Here is a 21,156-nt window from a genome sequence, read left to right on the forward strand (position 1 = left end):
GGGCCTTGCCTGAATCCTCATTCGTGGAGCGCAGAGATGTACAGGAACATGTTGGTGCATATCCCGACCGAACGATCGGTGCGGCCGGCGGTCGATGGCTCCGTTTCGCTGGCCCTCGCCTTCGGGGCCCACCTGCAGGCCGTGGCCGTTGGCTATATCTCGACCAATGTGCCGTTCGTGGCCGAGGGCGGCGCCGCCGTGGCCTCGTTCTATGACATCGAGAACGAGCGTGCGCTTGAACGCGCCAATGCCGCGATTGCCGTCTTCGAAACCGAGGCGCAGAACGCGGCGATCGCCCATAGCCATCGCGCCTTCACCGGGAGCTATGCCGAGGCGGTGGAAACCGTCGGCGCGATGGCGCGGCTGACCGATCTGACAATCGTCTCGCAGCCCGAAAGCGGCCGCGACATCTTCGACAACCACGTGCCGCAGGAGATGCTGTTCCAGTCCGGCGGACCAGTACTGTTCATGCCCTACACGTTTCACGGCGCGCTCAAGGCCGCGCGCGTCGGCATTTGCTGGGACGGCAGCCGCCTCGCCGCCCGCGCGCTGCGCGACGCCATGCCGTTCCTCACCAAGGCCGACGCCTTGACCGCCATCACCATCAACGAGGCGAACCAGGTCCCATCCGAGGCCTCGCCGGCCCAGCTTGCAAAATATCTTGCGCAGCTTGGCCTGCCGGTCAGGACCGTCTCGCTGCAGTCGGATCGGGCCAACGTCCAGTCGAGCATCCTGTCGCTGGCGGCGGACGACAACCTCGATCTGCTGGTGATGGGCGGCTACGGCCACTCCCGACTGCAGGAGAGGATACTCGGCGGGGTCACGCGCGAAATGTTCCGCGCCATGACGGTGCCGACCCTGATGTCGCACTGATCTCGCGACACGACGGCTGCGCGCCGCCAAAAAAGGGCCGCTCTGGTCGTTGCGACCGAGCGGCCAAGTTTTTGGCGCACGGGTTGGCTGTACGCCGGACCCCATCTTTGCGCGTTCTTCCACGCCTGTTTTTGATCGAGATCAACCTCGCGCCAACCTTCCCGCGCTTCCGGCGCGCTCCCGGCCTTTGACCTGCGTCAACGGCCGAGGCTGGAAAGCGACTAGCCTTCCAATCAGCTTCAATGGGTGCAGCATCGAAATGTCCTATCCTGCGATCAAGTCCACGGCCCTCGGCGGCCTGCTTGCCTGCCTTGTGCTTCTCGCCGGCGCAACGCCGCTCGCCGCCTCCAGCGTCGCCCAGGGCAAGCGGCTGGCGCTGACCCATTGCGCGCGCTGCCATTCGATCGACAAGGTGAGCCCGAGCCCGCTGACGATCGCACCGCCATTCCGAACACTGCACGAGCGCTATCCGGTCGAGACGCTGCAGGAGGCGCTCGCGGAGGGCATCGTCACCGGCCATCCCACCATGCCGGAGTTCAGCTTCGATGCGGATCAGGTCGGCGACTTCATCGCCTTCCTGAAGACGCTGGAGTGAAACGCAGCAATCGAAAGGGAAGCGAAAATGGCATGGATCGTCCGGTTCATCCTGATGCTGGCCACACCGATCGCGGCACTGTTCGTGGCGCGTGACGCGCTGAACTTCGGCATCGTCCAGAGCCTGGTGGCGACCGGCCTGGTCGCGGTCGTCCTCGTGACGGTCGCCCGGTGGTCCGTGGGCCGCGCCGACCGGCCGGCGGACAGCTCGACATCCGAACCTTTATCATAATACCGTAAAGCAAGAGCGCGATACCTCCTCCCATTGTTCCGCCAGTGATGCTATCCATTGCGCCGTTGTGGAACGACTGGCCCTGCCGGGACCGCTCCGCAACGGGGGGAACGGCTCGCAAAAAAATAACCGTCGCCATTGTTGAAGCAGGGGCACGCGGAGCGCGGAATGGGCAAGAGATCGTCGGCGTCGGATTACATCCTGCGGCTGCGGCCGTGGTCGGTTCCCTCCCTGCTTCTTGTGCTGCTGGCGCTATCCATCGCCGTCGCCCTCCGTCTCCTTTTGGACTATCTCGGCACGACGGTTTACTTCGCGACCTTCCTCCCTGCGGTGCTGCTCGCCGCGCTGCTCGCGGGCGTGCCGGCCGGGATATTTTCCGCATTCGCTTCCGTTGCGATCGTGTGGTGGGCGTTCCTGCCGCCGATCTTCGAATTCAGCCCGCTCACCGAAACCGATTCGCAGAGTATCGTGTCGTTCTCGCTGTTCAGCGGGCTGCTGATCGGCTTCGCACACATCGCCCGCGAAGCACTGACGTTGCGGCTCGGTATGAAAAATACCCGGGCCTGACGCCGCTTTCAGCACTTCAGGTAGACGACGCGATCCGGCGGGCTGCTGGTGATCCCCGGGATCTCGGTCTGGATCGCCTGCTCGCCGACAACATGGCCGCGGCGGCAATAGGGCCGGATGGTCTGCCGGGCGAGACGGATGCGATCCGCACTCACCTCCGGGTTATAGCCATAATCGTAGGACGTCCGGACATGGACGACGTAGTCGTAGGGCTGGCCGGCCGGCGCGGCCTCGACCACGGACGCGTCGAGATCGTGAACGCAGCCCAGGCTCAGGCCCACGACAACACCTATCGGAACCAGACAATGCATTGAGCTGACCTCCGCCGGACGCCGTTCGAGCGACGGTGGAATCCTAGCACGTTTCAGGAAGGTCGACGCCTTCCCTGCGAGCCCGCGATTCGTCAGCGAACGGCGGTCTGGCCAAACAGGATCGCCTTCGACTGCTCGGTCACGACAGGCCCGCCGCCGAGCCAGTCGCGCCCGACCCGCCATCCTTCGCGCACCGCCAGCCGCTCGTTCAGCATCAGGAACCAGCGCTTGAGGTTTTCGAACGCGTCGAGATCCTGACCCTGGAGCCTGTACGGCTTGATCCAGGGCCAGCAGGCCATGTCGGCGATCGAATAGTCGCCGGCGATGAACGTGCGATCCGCAAGCCGCGCATCGAGCACGCCGTAGAGGCGGTTGACCTCCTTGGTGTAGCGCTCGGCCGCATAGGGCACCGGCGTGTCGACATATTGCCGGAAGTGATGCGCCTGACCGCACATCGGGCCCAGGCCCGCCATCTGCCACATCAGCCATTGCGCGACGTCGTAGCGCGCGCGTGGCTCGAGCGGCCAGAAGCGCTGATGTTTCTCGGCGAGATACATCATGATCGCGCCGGATTCGAAGATCGACAGCGGCGCGCCACCGCCCGAAGGCGCGTGATCGACCAGCGCCGGCATCCGGCGGTTCGGGCTGACAGCGGCGAACTCCGGCTTGAACTGCTCGCCGGTCGCGATGTTCAGCGGGATCAGGCGATAGGGGACACCGAGCTCGTGCAGCAGGATCGTGATCTTGCAGCCGTTCGGCGTCGGCCAGTAATAGAGATCAAGCATGGCCCGCTCCGGTCGGCTCGAAATAGTCCGCGGCGCGCGCTTCACGCAGGATCTCGGCCACGGCGGCGCGCTGGGTGTGCGGGATGGCGCGATACTCGTCGCGCAGCACGCGGTAGCATTTGCCGTGATAGCGGAACGGTGCCTGGCAGTAGGTCATGCCGTCGACCTCGAAGGCAAAGGACGGCGCCGACGCCTGCAAGGCCAGCTCGTTCGCTCTGAGATAGGGTAGATAGAACTCGGCGGCGAACCGAACGAGCGCGATTGCGCCCGTCCCGAGGTCGCGGCAGGTCATCGCGGCCGGCTCGATGCCGGAGGCGTCCTCCAGAAGCTGCAGGTACGGGAAGATCGCCGGCGCACGCTCTCGCATGATGGCCCAGGGCGACGGATCGGTCGCCAGCGACTGGAGCTGCCCGTAGAAACCGAAATCGGCCAGTGTCGGGGCGGCACCGAGCAGGAACGTGGTCTCGCCTGGCACGCGCTGCATGATCGCAAGAAGCCGTGCAAAGCTTGCCTCGATCAGGGCTGCGTTCTCGGGCGTGCATCCGACCAGCGGCATGCGCGACTGCTGGCGCTCGGCAAAATGCCGGGCGGCATCGAGAAACACGGTTTCGGGATAGCCGCCGCCAAGCACCTCGCCGGTCACGATCCGGCTCTTGTAGGCGGCGTTGTCGCCGTTACCCCAGCGATAGTGGAAGGCGATCTTGACCAGCCATTCGTCGGCCATGTCCTCGAGCAGATGCGCAAGGAAGGAAAGCCCGGGATCGGCGGGCACCACCAGGCGATCCGGATGCTCGTGATCGAGCCGGTAGGCGAGCGTGGTCGATTCGTTGCGGATCACCCGATCGCCGGGGAAATAGATGGCGGGCACGACGCGCGGATTGAGGTTCTCGATCTCGCGGTTTGCGGCCGCGCTCAGCGGCGGATGCGGCAGGTTGTCCGGAATCCAGTCCAGCGTCGCCGGCACCCAGTCGAAGCAAAGGCGCTTGTAGCGCATCAACGCGCGCAGTTTCAGCGCGTAGGGTGAGCCGACGGTGCCGAACAGACGATAGCGCATGGGAGAACGCCCCGGGAATGTGACGGCGCAGATCGTAGAGGCGCCGTCGCAAGCCCGCTTTGGCTGAGGCCGACAAACGCTGCGGCGAAACCGTCAATCGTGCGCCGGTGGCAAGCGCACCAAACAAGTCCGTTGCGCCGTATCCGCTGGCGGTTTGGCGAAAGACGGTCTTTTCGGCAGCTGGGATGCTCGCTGGCATCGACCAGCTTGCGAGGGGCTAAATGAACGTCGGATCCATTCTCACCAGTCACGCCCGGTTTCGTCCCGACCATCCGGCCGTGCTGTTCGGCGGGCAGGTTCTGTCGTACCAGGCGTTCAATGCGCGTGTGAACCGGCTCGCCAATGCGCTGATCGCCAACGGCATCAGGGAAGGCTGCAAGATCGCCTGCGTGACGCCGAACTGCCTGGAGATGCTGGATCTCTATTGGGCGACCGCCAAGATCGGCGCGGTCGCCGTTCCCCTGAGCCCGCTCTTGACCGGCCGCGGGCTGAAACACCTGATCGACCATTCGGATTCGGTGCTCGCCCTGCTGTCGCCGGAGGCGGCTCTTGCGATGGACCCGGCCGGGCCGCACAGCCCGGCGCTGCCGCCGCACAATCGCATCATCGTCGGCGACGCGCTCGACGGTTACCGGAGCTATCAATCCTTCGTCGATAATCATTCCAGCGACGAGCCGCCGGCGGCCGGCACGCACGAGCGCTCGCCGCTGATGATCGTCTATTCGAGCGGCACCACGGGCGATCCCAAGGGCATCGTGCTCAGCCACTATGCCCGCACCATGTATTGCACGCTCTATGCCGCAGCCTGGCGGATGACGCCGGAAAGCGTGTCGCTGCATACGGGGTCGCTGGTCTTCAACGGCGCGTTCATGACGCTGATGCCGTCATTCTTCCTCGGCGGCCGCTACATCCTGCACGAGGAGTTCGATCCCGAGCGGATCATGCAGACGATCGAGCGGGAGAAGGTGACGCATATCGTGATGGTGCCTTCGCAGATCGTCGCGCTGCTCGACTGCCCGACCTTCGACGCGAAGCGCCTTGCGTCGCTTGAGGCCCTGATCTCGCTCGGCGCCACGCTGCACCTGTCGCACAAGAAGCGGCTGATCGCGGAGCTGGGCGAGTGCTTCTACGAGATGTATGGCCTGGCCGAGGGATTCATGACCATCCTGGACCGGTCGCAGGCGAACGCGAAGCTTGCGTCCGTGGGCTGTCCCCCGCCCTTGTTCGAGATGCGGATCGTCGACGAGAACGGCGGGGATGCGCCACCCGGCAGCATCGGGGAAATCGTCGGCCGTGGCCCGATCCTGATGGAAGGCTATTACCGCCGCCCCGACCTCACCGCGAAGGCGATCGTCGACGGCTGGCTCTATTCCGGCGATGTCGGCTTTGTCGATCAGGACGGCTTCCTGCATCTCGCCGACCGCAAGAAGGACATGATCAAGTCCGGCGGCGTCAGCGTCTATCCGCGCGACATCGAGGAGGTGATCGTCGGCCATCCGGCCGTGCGCGAGGCCGCGGTGTTCGGCGTGCCGCACGAAAAATGGGGCGAAACCCCGGTCGCCGCCGTCATCGCGGGCGAAGGCAAGGCGATCGCGGCGGACGAGCTCAAGGCGTGGATCAACGCCAATGTCAGCGCGAAATTCCAGCGCGTGAGCGACGTCGCGGTGTTCGACGTGTTTCCGAAGAACGCCGCTGGCAAGATCCTGAAACGCAGCGTGCAGGAGCAATATCTGAAGAGCCGCGAAGCGGCCGCCAGCCATCCGGTTCAGGACATGCAGCTCGCCAGCCCGACTTCTCCGACGTGACCAAAGGACGGGTCAGCCGTCGAGGAACTGGCCGGGCGTCCGTCCGGTCAGGCGGCGGAACATCTCGATGAACGAGCTTGGATTGTCGTAGCCGGTATCGAGCGCGATCGACGTCACCGGCTGGCCCTGATGCAGGCGGATGACGGCATCCTGCAGCCGAAGCTGCCGCCGCCATTGCGCAAAGGTCATGCCGGTTTCCTTGTGGAACAGGCGCTCCAGCGTCCGCGTGCAGCCGCCGGCGACCTTGGACCAGTCCGACAGCGCGCGACTGTCGGCCGGGTTCTGCTTCAGCGCGGCGCAGATCCGCTTCAGGCGCGGATCGCGCGGCTCGGGGAAGCAGAATGCGATCTCCTTGGCGATGCGGAATTCCATCACCAGCAGGTCGAGGATCTTCGCCTCGCGGCTGTGCTTCTGCACCCACTGCTCGCCCTCGACCGCGCTGCCGAGCAGCTCGGAAAACAGCGGCGAGATCGAGATCAGGGAGATCGACTGCGGCAGCTCGGGCGCGAGCATGCGCGAGATCTGCAGGTTGCGCATCTTGGCGTCGGTCGAGGCGGCGACCGCGTGGTCGCAGCCTTCCGGAATCCACAGGCCGGTTCGCCCCGCCACGACATAGGATTTACCCGCGGCGGTCACGCTGAGCACGCCCGACGGCGCGGTCATGATCTGGCCGCGGTGATGCTGGTGGCGCTCGATGGCGCTGCCATGCACGAGCTCCATCCCGAGGCCATGGATCGGCGAGGCGCCGATCTCGGCTTCCCAGGAGGCGATGGTCGAAGCACTCAGCGTAAACATCGGCGGCTCCCGCAGCGTTCGGTCGGTTCGGGTGCCGGTCGCAGGTCGTGTGGTCAAGCGAGTGGCCGCCCTCGCGTTTCCGGCATCCACCAGATCGTGACAGCGGTCAAAAGGTTGAGCGCTATCAGATAGAAGGAGAAGATATCCATCCGCTCGATGCTCGCAAGCCAATTCTGGATGTAGGGCGCGGTGCCGCCGAACAGCGCGACCGTCAGCGAGTAAGGTATCGCCATGCCGGTGGCCCTGATCCGCGTCGGGAACAATTCCGCATAGACTGCCGGCGCGATCGCGGTCCACGCCGCGAGGAAGAACAGCGAGATCGAGATCGCGGCCGTCAGCTCGACAAAGGCGCCCTGGATCAGGCCGACCAGCGGCACGGCGAGCAGCACGGCCATGACCGCACCGATCAAGAGGTTGGGCTTGCGGCCGCCCTTGTCCGAGATCATGCCCCAGATCGGCTGGGCGATGATGTAGACGATGCAGCCGATCAGGAGGCTCCACAGCGCGCTCTTGGCGTCCATGTGCTTGAAGTTGATCGCGTAGGTGGTCGCGCCCGATACCCAGGTGTTGTAGCTCAGCGTCGGGCCTGCGGTCAGGCCCACCACGGTGACGATGGCGCCGCGGCAATCCCACATCGTGCGCCACACCGGCTGGCGGTTGCGATGGGTGGCGTCATAGGCCTGCTCCGCCTTGAAGGCGTCGGGCTCGTCGAGGCCGCGCCGCAGGAAGATGGCGTAGACGCCGAGCAGCGCGCCGATCAGGAACGGGATGCGCCAGCCATAGGCCGCCATGGCGCCTTCGGGAAGAACCGCGGTCAGCACCAGCGCGATGATGGTCGCGAGCAGCGATCCCATGATCAGGCAGATGAACATGCTGCTCGACCACAGGCCGCGACGCTCCGGCGGCGCGCTCTCGATCAGGAAGGTGAAGGAGGCACCGATCTCGCCGCCGAGGCCAAACCCCTGGGCGAGACGGCCGAGCACCAGCAGCGTGGGTGCCGCAATCCCGATCGTCGCGTAGGTCGGCGACAGGCCGATGACGAGGCAGCCCACCGCCGTCACCGACATCGACACGATCATGGCATGGCGCCGGCCCCTGCGGTCTGCGAGCCAGCCGAAGTAGAAGCCGCCGAGCGGCCGCAGCAGGAAGCCGACGGCAAAGATCGCGAGTGTCGCGAGCAGGGCCGCGGTCTTGTCCTGCGGGTTGAAGAATTGCGGTGCAAAGAACGGCGCGAAGATCGCGTAGGCCGCAAAATCATACCATTCAAGCGCGTTGCCGATGCCGGCGCCGAAGATCACCGAACGCATGTTGGGCGCGCGCGACACTGGTACGATGGCCGTGTCCACGGCCGCTTCGATGGTCATATCCGCTTCCTCCTCCGTTTTTATTGAACAGTATCAATTGAGGCCGGAGGGGCTTGCGGTGCAGCGACATTCGATATGGGAAAAGAGACAGGCTCGCGAGGCGAATGGCGGCCGCCACGGGATCGGCGTGGCGCGCGCGTTTCGCTACTTACGTCACGGGCGAGCTAGATCGCGACCTGCCTGCCGATCTCGACCACCTGGTTGTTGGGCAGGCTGAAGAAGTCGGAGACATGCACGGCGTTGCGCTCCATTGCGACGAAAAACCGTTCCTGCCAGGCCGGCAATCCAAGGCCGTCCTCACGCCGCACGACAGTCTCATGCCCGACATAGTAGGTCACGTCATCAAGATCGACCTCGCAGCCGAGCGACTTGCTGGCAGCCAGAACCTCGGGGATGTTCGGGCGCTCCATGAATCCGAACGAGGCCTCGACGCGCCAGAAATTCGGAACGACTTCGCTGACGGTGATGCGATCACTCTCGGAAACCCGGGGAATCTGCATCACCTGCACGCGCACCACGACAAGGCGCTGGTGCAGCGCGCGGTTGTGCTTGACATGCCAGAGCATGACCGGCGGCGTGCCCTCCGTAAGGCGGGTGAGGAATACCGCCGTGCCCGGCACGCGGGGAACCGCTTCCGCCGCGATCTTCTTCATGAAGTCCGGCACCGCGACGATCTGCTCGCGCAGGCGCCCGGAAACCGCTGCCGCGCCGCGGTGCCAGATCCACATGATCGTGTAGACGCCGGAAGCGAGGATCAGCGGCACGTAGCCGCCCTCCGCGACCTTGGCGAGGTTCGCCAGGAAGAACGCGCCGTCGATCGTCAGGAACACGGCGGCGGCGGCGGCCGCGGCCACCACGTTCCAGTGCCAGATCTCGCGCATGGCGATGAAGAGCAACGCCGAGGTCATCAGCATGGTCAGGGAGACGGCGATGCCGTAGGCGGCAGCCAGATTGTCGGACTTGCGGAAATAGACCGTCAGCCCCACGGTCGCGAGCATCAGCAGCCAGTTCACGGTAGGCACATAGATCTGGCCGTATCCTTCCGATGACGTCTGCTTGATCTGCAGGCGCGGCAGCCATCCGAGCTGGATCGCCTGCCGCGTCATCGAGAAGGCGCCGGTGATGATCGACTGGCTCGCGATGATGGTGGCGACGGTTGCGAGAACGACCATCGGCAGCAGCAGGCCTTCGGGACACAGCCGGAAGAAGATGTTGCCGTCGGTGGGCGCGCCCTCCAGCACCAGCGCGGCCTGCCCGGCGTAGTTCAGGATCAGGCTCGGAAACACGATGGCAAACCATGCGAGGTTGATCGGCCGCCGGCCGAAATGTCCCATGTCGGCATAAAGCGCCTCGGCGCCGGTGACGCAGAGGAAGACGGCGCCGAGCACGAGAAAGCCGGTCATGCCGCTGGAGAACAGATAGTTCAGCCCGTAGACCGGATTGATCGCGGCGAGCGCGGACGGATGCTTGACGAGGCCGGCGATGCCGAGCGCCGCGATGGCGACGAACCACAGCAGCATCACCGGCCCGAACAGGTGCCCGATCGCCGACGTGCCGTTCGATTGCAGCGCAAACAGCGTCACCAGGATGACGACCGCGGCGGGGACGATGTAGGGATCGAACGTCGAAGTCACCATGTTCAGCCCTTCGAGCGCCGACAGCACCGAGATGGCGGGCGTGATGGTGCCGTCGCCATAGATCAGCGCGGCGCCGAACAGCCCGACCGCCACGATCGCCGGCCGCTGGTGCTTCTTGATCCCGAGCAGCGCCATCAGCGCCAGGATGCCGCCCTCGCCGTCATTGTCGACCCGCATGGCGAAGCAGACATATTTGACGGTCGTGATGATGAAGAGCGTCCACAAGACAAGCGAAAGCGCGCCGAGGATCGCGAGCCGGTCCGGCCCCTGCGGCGCCGTGCCCAGAATCGCCTTGAAGGTATAGAGCGGGCTCGTTCCGATATCGCCGAAGACGATGCCTAGCGCGGTCAGCGCCAGGACGGGAAGACGGCCTGAAGGCAGGTGCGGACGGGAGGTAGCCGAAGACATTGGATTGAGATTCTCCGCATGAGGTGCGATCGAGGGCGGCCGCCTGGTTGGCGCTTTCAGGCCGATGCTAGCGCCCCTCGGACAAAGCCCGATGACGCCTGCCATCGTCCAACTATGGCGCCGCGCATTGCAACGACAAAGGCCGCGTCTCCTTCACGCGCATGGCTCTGCTCGTCGCCATCCTGCACCAACCCTTGTCAGCCCGGACAGACTGACCATAATCGGAAATTGCCGGGCGGGCTGAATTTACCAGCACAACAATATGTGCGCAGCACAATAAGAGAATCTGCGACCCGCTCAAAAGAACGCCGGGGCCCTTAACCGGTGCAGACAGGGGAAACGCATGACCAGAACCGCAACAAAAATCGTCGTCGCAGGCCTGATCGCCGCCAGCACGTCCGCCACAAGCAGCATGGCGGCGCAATTGGCGACAGGGCCGTGCAACGTGACGGCCGAATATGACGTCCCCGCGCGCATGCGCGACGGCACCATTCTGATGGCCAATGTCTGGCGACCGAAGGAGCCGGGCAGCTATCCGGTGATCCTGATGCGGCTGCCCTACAACAAGGATCTCGGGCAGATGAACGTCTACGCCAAGCCCGAAATCTACGCCTCGCACTGCTACATCGTGGTCACGCAGGACATCCGCGGTCAATACAAGTCGGGAGGCGTATTCTATCCGTTCCGTCACGAGGCGGACGACGGCTATGACAGCGTCGAATGGGCGGCGAAGCTGCCGGGCTCGACCGGCAAGGTCGGCATGTACGGCTTCTCCTATGTCGGCGCGACGCAGTGGCTGGCGGCGACGAAAAAGCCACCGTCGCTGGTCGCGATTTCGCCGGGCCATACCGCATCCGACTACTACGACGGCTGGACCTATGCAGGCGGCGCGCTGAGCCAGGCCTTCATCCAGTCGTGGCCGCTGACGACGATCGCGCTGACCGGCACCCGCCGGCTCGGCGATCAGGACGTCACCGATCGCATCATCAAGGGGCGCGACACCGCGCAGCAGACCTACGCGGCGTTGCCGCTCGCCCGATACACCTGGCTGTCGACGGACGACAAGCGTGTCGCGCCGTATTATCTCGACTGGCTCCGCAACGAGTCGCGCAACGATTACTGGAAGCAATGGAGCATTCGCGACCGCTATCAGGACATCACCGTGCCGGCGCTCAGCATGGCCGGCTGGTACGACGTGTTCCTGAAAGGCGGAATCGAGAACTTTACCGGCATGCGCGCCCGCGGCGGCTCGGAGGTCGCGCGCAAGGGGCAGAAGCTGATCATCACGCCCTATGTCCACATCCCCTGGACGCGCACGGTCGGCGAGATCGACTTCGGTCCCGAGGCGGAGAACCAGCACGACAGTGTCCAGCTGCGCTGGTTCGACCACTGGCTGAAGGGTGTCGACAACGGCATCGACCGCGAGCCGCCGGTGAAGCTGTTCGTGATGGGCGCCAATGCCTGGCGCGAAGCCACGGACTGGCCCGTGCCCGGCACGCAGTTCACCTCGTTCTATCTGGAGAGCACGGGTGCTGCGAACTCCAGCTTCGGCAACGGCAGCCTGAGCCGCACCGCGCCGTCGGCAGCGCAGCCAGCCGATCGCTTCGTCTATGATCCGGCCAATCCGGTGCCAAGCCGCGGCGGCAACTCCTGCTGCTCGATTGCGTTTGCGCCGGTCGGCCCGTTCGACCAGGCCGCGATCGAGCAGCGCTCGGACGTGCTGGTCTATTCGACCCCGCCGCTCGCCGAGGACACCGAGATAACGGGACCGGTCACGGTCGATCTCTATGCCTCAAGTTCGGCCGTCGACACCGACTTCACCGCCAAGCTGGTCGATGTCCATCCCGACGGCAAGGCCTACAATGTCAGCCAGGGCATCATTCGCGCGCGCTACCGCGACTCGCTGGAGAAGGCAAAACCCCTGACCCCGGGCGAGGTCACCGCGTTCAAGATCGAGATGATGCCGACCAGCAACGTGTTCAAGGCGGCACATCGGATTCGCCTTGAAATCTCCAGCAGCAACTTCCCGCACTACGATCGCAACCTCAACACCGGCGAGCCGATCGCGAGCGGCGAGAAGGCCAAGCGCGCCACGCAGACGATCTATCATGAGCCGCAGCGGCTCTCGCGGATCGTGCTGCCGATCATGCCGCAGCCGCTGAAAACGCAATAGGAGCGGACACGGACGACAAGCCAAAGCGCGGTGGCGGCTCGACCTGAAGCCACCGCGCTTTGGGCCGCGGCCGCTCACCTGCTTCGGCGATGACCACGCGATTTTGAAGGAAGTTTGCGGGAAGAAACGCGGCACGCCCGGCGTCATGAATGCTGGTCATCCGACCGCAGGACTCACGTACCGTTCAGCCTTCTCATGCATACGCAAGCCGATCCCACCACCGCAGCCGCGCCGGCCGACAGCGGCATCGCCCTGCACACCTTCGGTCGACGAGACCGGCCGCCACTGTTGCTGATCCATGGCATCGGCATGGGTCACCGGTTATGGCTTCGGCAGATCGACGAATTCAGCGCAACCCATTTCGTCATTGCCCCGGACCTGGCCGGCCTCACCTCGCCCGCCCGCGACGTCCCCATCGATATCGCGCTCGTGGCGCAAAGCCTTGCAAAGGCGCTGCGCTCGCTGGGCGCCGTCGAGCTTTCCGTGTGCGCCATCTCGGCCGGCGCAAGCGTGGCGCTCGGGCTTGCGCTGCTTGGCAACGTCCGTATCCGGCGGCTGATGCTGTCAGCGCCGCAGGCCCGGGCGCCGCGGATCGCGCTCGGCCTTCAAATCGCGATCTGCGCCGCGATACCGGAATCGGCGCTCGTGAAGGCTGCGGTGAAGGCGATCGGCGGCGGTCCCGACATCGCCGCGGCTGCCGCGGAAGACCACCGCGCCCTCGGCAAGCGCGGCCTGCTTGGCGCGATGGCGGCGCTCTGACGGCTGGATCTGCGACAACGTCTTCGCGAGATCGATATCCCGACCTGGGTTTTCTGCGGCTCGAACGACCGCGTGAACCTCCCGGCGGCGCGCGCGATTGCGGCCGCAATGGCGCGCTCCGTCCTGCGCGTCGAGAATGGAATGGGTCACCTGTGGAACGTACAGGACCCCGTTCGATTCAACCGCGCGATGCGAGAGGCGATGAGCGGCGACTATCCGAACAACGTGGCAGGTTGAGCGCGCCTCGCGCTGCTCCTGTCCGCCGTGACGTCAGGGTTGGCTGGCGCGCCCGAAAGGAGGCGTCACGTCGCGCCGGCGACGATCCTGCGCGCCTTTTCCAGGAGTGCGAACAGCCGGTCATACTCCTCGGCCGTCAATCCGTCGCGCAGCGGCTGCTCGGTCGCCATCGCCAGCCCATGCATTTCCAGCATCAGCTTCTCGCCGGCGGGCGTGAGAAACAGCGAGTTGCGGCGACGGTCGCTTGGCGAACGGCCGCGGATGGCAAGCCCCCGCGCCTCGAGCCCATCGACAATGGTGACGATGGCGGATTTGTCGAGATTGCCGATCCGCGCCAACTCGGCCTGGGAGTAACCCGGATTGGCCGAGATCAGCACCATGACCGTCAGCGAGCCCGGACGCAGGCCGTAAGGCAGGAACACGTTGGCGACGCGCTCGCTCAGGAGATGATGCAGCCGGCGGACCTGAAATCCGAGCCGCAGCGCATGCAGGCCGAGCTGGATGTCGCCGTCCTCGGCTTCGTTCTTGGCGTCAGGGCGCGGCAGTTCCGATGCGTCCAGCGTGCTCAAAAAGCAGGGTCCTCTCTCGGTTCGAAATATCCGGCGCTTATGGCCCCAAACTCGGCTCGATTCAACCATCGTAATATAATCTGTAACCAGATTATCTGATTGACAACCAATTTTGCTGGCGCATTATTGGGCGACGACAGCGAAAAGCAGCACATACAGGCGAAATATCGCGCCGTTGAGTGGGATTGGGCTTGGGTAGGAGACAACAATGAACATTGCGGTTCCCGCGCCGTCGATCGTCAAGGACAAGATGATCTGCTTCAATCCGGTTGGTTTTCCACCGAAAATCAACAAGAAGCGCCTGGCGCCCCGCCTCGATGCCCTCGACGGCAAGACGATCTATCTGGTCGACAGCCGCTTCGACGATTCAATCGACCTCCTGAAGGAGGTGGAGCGCTGGTTCGTGAACCGCATGCCCGGCGTGCGCGTGAAGCTCGTCTCGCTGGCCGGCTATTACGGGCGCGACGATCAGGAGCTGTGGAACCGGATCAGGGCTGACGGCGATGCCGCCATTATCGGCGTTGGGCATTGCTCGACCTGCGCGCCGGCGGTGGCGACCCACGCCGTCACCATGGAGACCCAGTTCGGCATTCCGACGGTCGCGCTGCACACAGCGACCTATGACCGTGTCGTGCGCTCGGTGACGCGCATGGCGGGGCTCGCCGATGCGCCCGCCGTCTTCGTCCCGCAGCCGGTGATGGGCAAGAGTGCTGCTGAATTGCGCGCCTATGTCGAGGGCGCCGATCCCGTGACCGGACGGCCCGTGATGGCCGAGATCATCGAGGCGCTGACGACTGCGCTCGCGGGAACGCAGCCGGTCGAGATCGAGCGCACCACGCCGCGCCTTCTCGAGCCCGCCGCCGAGGAGGAGCTGCATGAGCTGTTCCTGCGCAACAACTGGACCGACAAGCTGCCGATCATTCTGCCGACGGAGGAGCGCGTCGCGGCGATGCTGGCGGCGACCAGCCAGCCGGCCGACAAGGTGGTCGGCCGCATGCAGCCGACGCATAACCGCGGCCCCTGGGAATACACGGTCGAGAAGGTCGCGGTGAACGCGGTGATGGCCGGCGCCCGGCCGGAATATTTCCCCGTCATCCTCGCGCTCGCGGCCTCGCAGATCTCGGCGCGCGGCTCGACGTCGAGCTCGGGCTCGGCGATGGTCGTGGTCAACGGACCGATCCGCAACGAGATCGGGATGAACTGCGGCATCGGCGCGATGGGTCCCTACAACCACGCCAACGCGACCATCGGGCGCGCCTATGGGCTGTTGTCGCAGAACCTGCAGGGCGGCTCGGTGCCGGGCGACACCTTCATGGGCTCGCTCGGCAACGCCTACACCTATAACAACATCACCTTCGCCGAGAACGAGGAGCGCAGCCCCTGGGAGCCGCTGCATGTGCAGCGCGGCTTCAAGGCCGAGGACAGCGTCGTCAACGTGTTCTTCGGCTGCCGTTCCACCAGCTTCGGGCTCGGCCTGCGCAAGGACTACTGGCGCGAGCACGTGCGCGACATGCTGGTCGCGGTCGACACCGTCACCGCGCCCTGCCTGTTGCTCGACCCGATCACCGCGCGGCAGTTCATCGATCGCGGCGGCTTCGACGCCAAGGACAAGCTGATCCGCTTCGTCCACGAGACGGCGCAGATGCCGGCGGGCCGCTACTGGGACATGCAGCTCGTGCAGAACTACATCTATCCGAACGCGACGCTCGGCGTCGAACCGCTGGCGACGCGGGCAAAGGCCGCGCCCGACCAATTGATCCCGATGTTCCTGGAGGGCGAGATCAATGTCGTCGTGGTCGGCGGCGAGGCCAATGGCTACTGGCAGATCATGGGCGCCAAGCTTCGCGCGCAGGTATCGGTCGACGACTGGCGCTAGCCGCGGGGAATCGCCATGCAGGACGCCGATGTCGTCGTGATCGGGGCCGGTGTCGCGGGCCTCACCGCCGCCGCGATCGCGGCGAAGCATGGGCTTTCCACGCTGGTCATCGAGCAGCTCGCGCCCGGCGGCCAGGTCGCGACGATCGAGAACGTGCAGAACTTTCCTGGCTTTCCCGACGGCATCGCCGGCTACGAGCTCGGTCCTCTGCTGCAGCAGCAGGCCGAGGCGGCCGGCGCGCTGATGCAGCTCGACACGGTTTCCGCCATCGCCGCTGACGGCGCGTCTTACCGGGTGACCTGCGCGGGCGAGACGATCGCGGCGCGCGCGGTGATCATCGCGGCCGGCTCGTCGCTGCGCAAACTCGGCGTATCAGGCGAGAGCGAATTGACCGGCCGCGGCGTGTCGCATTGCGCGGCCTGCGATGGTCCCCTGTTCAAGGGCAAGCCTGTCGTCGTCGCCGGTGGCGGCGACTCCGCGTTCGACGAGGCGGCGACACTCGCGGGCTTCGCCTCCGAAATCCTGATCGTGCATCGGGGACCTCATCCGCGCGCGCGCCGCCCGGCGGTCGAGCAGCTCGCGGCGAAGCCCGATGTCACGATCATGGCGGAGGCCGAGATCGCGACGATCCATGGCGCGACAAGCGTCACCGGCGTCGACGTCAGGACCCGTGACGGCACGCTGCATAAGGCATGCAGCGCCGTGTTCGGCTATGTCGGCTTGCAGCCGCGCACCGGCTGGCTGGACGGATTTGTCGCAACCGACACCGAGGGCCGCATCGTCACCGACGCCATGATGCAGACCTCGCGTCCCGGCGTCTTTGCCGCTGGCGACATCCGCGCCGGCGCGGTCTGCCTGCTCGCCGCCGCCGCCGGCGATGCCGCCACGGCTGCGACCGCGGCCGCCCAATACCTGCACGCCGGACCGCAACGATCCGGCGAAAACAAGACAAAGCGATCACCGGGAGGAACTGCCATTGCTGATGGTGAGCGGAGCCGCGTCGCCTCAGGAGGTTGAACGCAGCTGGCGGACGCCGTCGCGAGCCTGGTACAGCGTCATCGTGCTGTCCCTGGTCTCGATGATGTCGAACATCGACCGCGGGATCGTCAACCTGCTGGTCGGGCCGATGAAGCGCGACCTGCATCTGACCGACAGCGAGATCAGCCTGCTGATCGGCGCAACCTTCTCGATCGCCTATGTCTTCCTCAGCTTTCCCCTGTCGCGGCTTGCCGACACCCGCAGCCGCAAGGTGATCCTGACCACGGGGCTGACGCTGTGGAGCTTTGCCACCATGCTGTGCGGGCTCGCGCAGGCGCTCTGGCAATTGTTCGCGGCCCGCGCGCTGGTCGGCGCCGCCGAGTCGGTCAAGGGGCCGTGCTCGATGTCGATGATTGCCGACCTCGTGCCGCATGAGAAGCTGCCGCGCGCGTTCGCGATCTTCCAGCTCGGCATCACCGGCGGCATGGCCGGTGCGCTCGTGGTCGGCGGGCTCCTGCTCACGCTGTTCAGCGGGCTGCCGCCGCTGTATTTGCCCGGCGGCATCGTCGTGCATGACTGGCACCTGGTGCTGCTGGCGACCGGATTTCCGGGCCTGCTGCTTGCAGCCGTCATGGCCATGACGGTGCGGGAGCCCGCGCGGCGCGACCGGACCGACCATGACGGCGTGCCGCTGCGCGAGGTGGCGCGTTTTCTTGGCAAGCACTGGCAGTTCTACCTGCCGCTGTTCGCCGGAATTGCGATCGCCTCGATCGAGAGCTACGGCTTGCAGGCGTGGCGACCCGCCTTCTTCGATCGCAGCTACGGCTGGCGGCCGGAACGGATCGGGCCGCTGCTCGGCGGCGCCATCCTGGTCGCAACGCCGCTCGGCCTCTATCTCGGCACGCTCGTTGCCGAATATCTCACGCGACGACGGCCGCAGGACGCGCTCGTTCTCTCCTGCCTGATCGCCTATGGGCTGGCGATGCCGCTGTTTGCGATCATGCCGCTGATGCCGGATCCTTGGGCCGCGCTCGCACTTGCCTTTTTCGGCTTCACCGCCTGGAGCATGAGCGCACCCGGCCAGAACGCGGCAATCCAGATCGTGACGCCGAACGCGATGCGCGGCCAGGTCAGCGCGCTCTATCTGTTTTCGATCAGCGTGGTCGGCGGCGGCTTCGGGCCGACCGCGATCGCCCTGATCACCGACCACGTATTCCGGGACGAGGCGATGCTGCGCTACGCGATGGCCACCTTCTCGCTGATCGTGGGCCCCCTGGTGCTGCTGTCGATCGCAAGCGCGGTGAGGCCCTACCGCGCCGCCTATCGGCAGATGCAGGGCTCGCCGCGCCCGTGGCCGGACACGATCGACAACCCCACGTCTCAAAGGAGGGTCGCTTGTTCAGGATGATGAGCTTGGCGCTGCTCGCGCTCTTCGGCCTTGGCGAACTCGCAGCCGCGCAGGATGCCGCGCCGGCAAGCCCGGTGCGGTTCGGCTGGCAGGCCTCGACGCCGGTGATGACGTTCTGGGCGGGCTTCGAGCTGAAGACCTACGAGGCGCAAGGTTTGAGGCTCACGCCCACGAGCTTCAACGACAACGCGCCCGAGATCGAGGCGCTGGTGGCGCGCCAGCTCGACCTCGCCGCGGTTGCGCCGGCGCCGACCCTGCAGGCGATCAGCTTCGGCGCCCCGCTCAAGATCATCGCCGGCGTCGAATACGCCTTCACCGACAGGCAGGGCGTGCACTGGTCGGCCACCAACCTGATCGCGCGCAAGGATACCGGCATCCAGTCGCTCAAGGACCTGGTCGGCAAGCGCGTCGCGGTCTTTGGGCTGTCGTCGAACTGGTACCTCGCCTTGCTCGACCGGCTGCGCGAGGCCAACATCGATCCGAAAAGCATCAAGTTCCTCAGCATGCCCTACACGCAGATGGAGGGCGCGCTGGCCCACGGCGAGGTCGACGCCGCCATCATGACCGCGATCGGCGCGTTCCATGCCTCGCAGCGCATCCCGACCACGCTGTTGATGACCAGCGACCAGATCACGGGCATCGCGATCGACATGTCGCAGGTGATCGCGGCCCGCGCCGACTGGCTGAAGGACCACGAGGAAGAGGCGGTCCGCTTCCTGATGGGCATGCTGGCGACGCGGAAATTCATCGAGGACGACGTCGCCAAGGGCGGCGCCGGGATCAAGGCGATCGCGCAGAAGACGCTGAAGCTCGACGCCGACACCAACGAGGCGTTCTACCGGCTGCGGGTGGCTTCCGCCGGCCGCGAGCTCGAACTGATCAATTCCCTCGACCTGCCGAAGCAGACCTTCGTGGCCTATGGCCGCATGCTGACCGATGCCGGCCAGCTTCGCGGCAGGGCGGCCGCGACCTTCGAGCAGATCGTCGATACCAGCTATCTGCGCAAGGCATTTTCCCGGCTCGGCATGAGCTGGGACAACAGCAAGGTGGCGAGCCAATGACCACTAGCGCAATGACAGCCCCTGCCGACGACACGCATGTCGAGATCAGGCGGATCAGCCAGCGCTATCACACCGGCCGGCGCGGCGAGCTGCTCGCGCTCGATCACGTCGACCTCGCGGTGCGCCGCGGCGAGTTCGTAAGCATCGTCGGCCCCAGCGGCTGCGGCAAGTCGACCCTGCTCTACATCGTGGCCGGCCTGCTCGAACCAAGCGAGGGCGAGGTTGTCGTCGACGGCAGGCGCATCGACGGCCCGCATCCCGATCGCGGCCTGGTGTTGCAGAACTCCAGCATCTTTCCCTGGCGAACCGTCGAGGAGAACGTCGCGTTCGGCCCGCAAATGGCCGGCGTGCGGAGCGATCAGCGCAGGGCGCTGGTCGCCCATCATCTCGACATGGTCGGCCTCTCGAAGTTCGCGACCTTCTATCCGCGCGAGCTTTCCGGAGGCATGAAGCAGCGCATCGCGATCGCGCAGATGCTGGCCTGCGCGCCGAGCGTATTCCTGATGGACGAACCGTTCGGCGCACTCGACTCGCTGTCGCGCGAGGTGCTCCAGGACCAGTTGCTGCAGCTCTGGGAGCGCGACCGCAAGACGGTGCTGTTCGTCACCCACAGCATCGACGAGGCCGTGCTGTTGTCCGACCGCGTGGTGGTGATGTCGCCGTTGCCGGGGCGGGTCAAAGAGATCGTGCCGATCGATCTGCCACGCCCGCGCGACGATGCGCGCACAAATCCGGCGTTTGGCCGGCTGCGCAACCACATCTGGTCGGCGATCCGGGAGGAAACCATGGAGGCGATCGGATGACGATGCTGACGGCCTCGGAACGATCGGTCGTGGCGGATGCCGAGCGACAACCGGGCGCGCCCGCGCCGGCGGCGAAACCGGCCGCGGCATCGCGCCGGCCCGGATGGAGCCGGCTGCGCGCGATCGCGCGGTACTATCCCGTCTTCCTGGTCTTTCTTGTCTGGGAGATCCTCTCGCGGCTCGGCGTGCTCGATCCGATGTTCATGCCGCCGCTCGAGGATGTCGGGCGCACCTTCTACAACGAGGTCTTCGTCACCCACGATCTGCTCGAGCACATCCGCGTCAGCGTGCTGCGGGCGGGTGCAGGGCTCGGCCTCGCCGTCTTCATCGGCATTGCCGCCGGCATCCTGATGGGGCGGGTGCGGATCGTCGAGAGCTTTCTCGATCCCCTGATCTCGGCCCTGTTTCCGACGCCGAAACTGGCGCTGTTTCCCCTGATGATGATCTTCCTCGGCATCGGGGACGCCTCCAAGATCGCGCTGATCTTCCTCGGCTGCTTCTTTCCGATCGCCATCAACACCTATGCCGGGGTCAAGAACGTCGACAAGTTCTTCATCTGGAATGCGCGAACCAAGGGCTCCGACAGCCGGCAGCTGATCTGGCACGTCATCATCCCCGCCTCGCTTCCCTTCGTGTTCGCCGGCCTGCGGGTCGCGACCTCGACCGCGTTCTTGCTGATCGTGGCCTCCGAGCTCATCGCCGCCAATGACGGCCTCGGCTATCTGATCATGTTCGCCGAGCGCTCGTTCGATCCCGCGCTGATGTGGTGCGGCATCCTTTTGATCGCCGGCATGGGATTCACCGTCGACCGCCTGCTGCTCGCGCTCGGCGCGCGGCTGTTCGTCTGGCAGGACAAGTAACGGATAC

Annotated in this window: 21 protein-coding genes; 14 read left to right on the forward strand and 7 right to left on the reverse strand. The window is 65.6% G+C overall.

What is annotated here, in order from left to right; genetic code table 11:
* Window positions 1–36 precede the first annotated feature (36 nt).
* The 4 genes from QOU61_RS36905 (at window position 37) to QOU61_RS36920 (ending at window position 2,266) form a co-directional block, all read left to right on the forward strand.
* Entirely contained in the window at window positions 37–873 is an 837-nt protein-coding gene (locus QOU61_RS36905; RefSeq protein WP_289656075.1) for a universal stress protein, read from the forward strand.
* Between the two features lie 259 nt (window positions 874–1,132).
* Entirely contained in the window at window positions 1,133–1,468 is a 336-nt protein-coding gene (locus tag QOU61_RS36910; RefSeq protein ID WP_289656076.1) for a c-type cytochrome, read from the forward strand.
* Window positions 1,469–1,495: 27 nt separating this feature from the next.
* Window positions 1,496–1,699, forward strand: coding sequence for a hypothetical protein (locus QOU61_RS36915; RefSeq protein ID WP_289656077.1), 204 nt, complete (start codon window positions 1,496–1,498; stop codon window positions 1,697–1,699).
* Between the two features lie 168 nt (window positions 1,700–1,867).
* Window positions 1,868–2,266: a DUF4118 domain-containing protein gene (locus QOU61_RS36920; protein ID WP_289656078.1), complete on the forward strand. Its 399-nt coding sequence runs from the start codon at window positions 1,868–1,870 to the stop codon at window positions 2,264–2,266.
* A gap of 8 nt (window positions 2,267–2,274) precedes the next feature.
* On the opposite strand, the gene QOU61_RS36925 is transcribed toward QOU61_RS36920, so the two are convergent.
* The 3 genes from QOU61_RS36925 to QOU61_RS36935 form a co-directional block, all read right to left on the reverse strand.
* Window positions 2,275–2,547, reverse strand: coding sequence for a hypothetical protein (locus tag QOU61_RS36925; RefSeq protein WP_289656079.1), 273 nt, complete (start codon window positions 2,545–2,547; stop codon window positions 2,275–2,277).
* Between the two features lie 122 nt (window positions 2,548–2,669).
* Complete coding sequence (locus tag QOU61_RS36930) at window positions 2,670–3,362, reverse strand: glutathione S-transferase N-terminal domain-containing protein (RefSeq protein ID WP_289656080.1); 693 nt, start codon at window positions 3,360–3,362, stop codon at window positions 2,670–2,672.
* Window positions 3,355–4,416 (reverse strand): glutathione S-transferase C-terminal domain-containing protein, encoded by a 1,062-nt coding sequence (locus QOU61_RS36935; protein WP_289656081.1) that lies wholly within the window; start codon window positions 4,414–4,416, stop codon window positions 3,355–3,357. Before QOU61_RS36935 ends, QOU61_RS36930 begins: the two co-directional genes overlap by 8 nt.
* Before the next feature lie 221 nt (window positions 4,417–4,637).
* Here QOU61_RS36935 and QOU61_RS36940 point away from each other — a divergent pair, with 221 nt between their 5' ends.
* Window positions 4,638–6,221, forward strand: a complete 1,584-nt coding sequence (locus QOU61_RS36940) for a class I adenylate-forming enzyme family protein (RefSeq protein WP_289656082.1) — start codon at window positions 4,638–4,640, stop codon at window positions 6,219–6,221.
* A gap of 12 nt (window positions 6,222–6,233) precedes the next feature.
* On the opposite strand, the gene QOU61_RS36945 is transcribed toward QOU61_RS36940, so the two are convergent.
* The 3 genes from QOU61_RS36945 to QOU61_RS36955 form a co-directional block, all read right to left on the reverse strand.
* The gene (locus QOU61_RS36945; protein WP_289656083.1) at window positions 6,234–7,016 is read right to left on the reverse strand and encodes a helix-turn-helix domain-containing protein; all 783 of its coding nucleotides are present in this window, start codon (window positions 7,014–7,016) and stop codon (window positions 6,234–6,236) included.
* Window positions 7,017–7,069: 53 nt separating this feature from the next.
* Complete coding sequence (locus tag QOU61_RS36950) at window positions 7,070–8,380, reverse strand: MFS transporter (RefSeq protein ID WP_289656084.1); 1,311 nt, start codon at window positions 8,378–8,380, stop codon at window positions 7,070–7,072.
* Window positions 8,381–8,544: 164 nt separating this feature from the next.
* On the reverse strand, window positions 8,545–10,425 hold the full coding sequence (locus QOU61_RS36955) for a potassium transporter Kup (protein WP_289656085.1): 1,881 nt from the start codon (window positions 10,423–10,425) through the stop codon (window positions 8,545–8,547).
* A 343-nt stretch (window positions 10,426–10,768) separates the two neighbouring features.
* On the opposite strand from QOU61_RS36955, the gene QOU61_RS36960 reads away from it, so the two are divergent.
* The 3 genes from QOU61_RS36960 (at window position 10,769) to QOU61_RS36970 (ending at window position 13,594) form a co-directional block, all read left to right on the forward strand.
* Window positions 10,769–12,598 carry a CocE/NonD family hydrolase gene (locus QOU61_RS36960; protein ID WP_289656086.1) on the forward strand — a complete coding sequence of 610 codons (1,830 nt, stop codon included), beginning with the start codon at window positions 10,769–10,771 and terminating at the stop codon, window positions 12,596–12,598.
* A gap of 195 nt (window positions 12,599–12,793) precedes the next feature.
* On the forward strand, window positions 12,794–13,357 hold the full coding sequence (locus QOU61_RS36965) for an alpha/beta fold hydrolase (protein ID WP_289656087.1): 564 nt from the start codon (window positions 12,794–12,796) through the stop codon (window positions 13,355–13,357).
* A 72-nt stretch (window positions 13,358–13,429) separates the two neighbouring features.
* Window positions 13,430–13,594 (forward strand): hypothetical protein, encoded by a 165-nt coding sequence (locus QOU61_RS36970; protein ID WP_289656088.1) that lies wholly within the window; start codon window positions 13,430–13,432, stop codon window positions 13,592–13,594.
* Between the two features lie 65 nt (window positions 13,595–13,659).
* Here QOU61_RS36970 and QOU61_RS36975 read toward each other — a convergent pair whose 3' ends face one another.
* On the reverse strand, window positions 13,660–14,163 hold the full coding sequence (locus tag QOU61_RS36975; RefSeq protein WP_289656089.1) for a MarR family winged helix-turn-helix transcriptional regulator: 504 nt from the start codon (window positions 14,161–14,163) through the stop codon (window positions 13,660–13,662).
* Between the two features lie 208 nt (window positions 14,164–14,371).
* Here QOU61_RS36975 and QOU61_RS36980 point away from each other — a divergent pair, with 208 nt between their 5' ends.
* The 6 genes from QOU61_RS36980 to QOU61_RS37005 are packed head-to-tail and all read left to right on the forward strand — an operon-like array spanning window position 14,372 to window position 21,149.
* The gene (locus tag QOU61_RS36980) at window positions 14,372–16,039 is read left to right on the forward strand and encodes a UGSC family (seleno)protein (protein ID WP_289656090.1); all 1,668 of its coding nucleotides are present in this window, start codon (window positions 14,372–14,374) and stop codon (window positions 16,037–16,039) included.
* A gap of 15 nt (window positions 16,040–16,054) precedes the next feature.
* Window positions 16,055–17,056, forward strand: coding sequence for an NAD(P)/FAD-dependent oxidoreductase (locus QOU61_RS36985; protein ID WP_289656091.1), 1,002 nt, complete (start codon window positions 16,055–16,057; stop codon window positions 17,054–17,056).
* Window positions 17,022–18,425, forward strand: a complete 1,404-nt coding sequence (locus tag QOU61_RS36990; RefSeq protein ID WP_289662103.1) for an MFS transporter — start codon at window positions 17,022–17,024, stop codon at window positions 18,423–18,425. The genes QOU61_RS36985 and QOU61_RS36990 overlap by 35 nt, the downstream gene beginning before the upstream one ends.
* Window positions 18,422–19,486: an ABC transporter substrate-binding protein gene (locus QOU61_RS36995; protein WP_289662105.1), complete on the forward strand. Its 1,065-nt coding sequence runs from the start codon at window positions 18,422–18,424 to the stop codon at window positions 19,484–19,486. The genes QOU61_RS36990 and QOU61_RS36995 overlap by 4 nt, the downstream gene beginning before the upstream one ends.
* Window positions 19,483–20,289, forward strand: coding sequence for an ABC transporter ATP-binding protein (locus QOU61_RS37000; RefSeq protein WP_289656092.1), 807 nt, complete (start codon window positions 19,483–19,485; stop codon window positions 20,287–20,289). The genes QOU61_RS36995 and QOU61_RS37000 overlap by 4 nt, the downstream gene beginning before the upstream one ends.
* Window positions 20,286–21,149 (forward strand): ABC transporter permease, encoded by an 864-nt coding sequence (locus tag QOU61_RS37005; RefSeq protein ID WP_289656093.1) that lies wholly within the window; start codon window positions 20,286–20,288, stop codon window positions 21,147–21,149. Before QOU61_RS37000 ends, QOU61_RS37005 begins: the two co-directional genes overlap by 4 nt.
* Window positions 21,150–21,156: the final 7 nt, after the last annotated feature.

Source organism: Bradyrhizobium sp. NP1, assembly GCF_030378205.1.
Classification (GTDB): Bacteria; Pseudomonadota; Alphaproteobacteria; order Rhizobiales; family Xanthobacteraceae; genus Bradyrhizobium.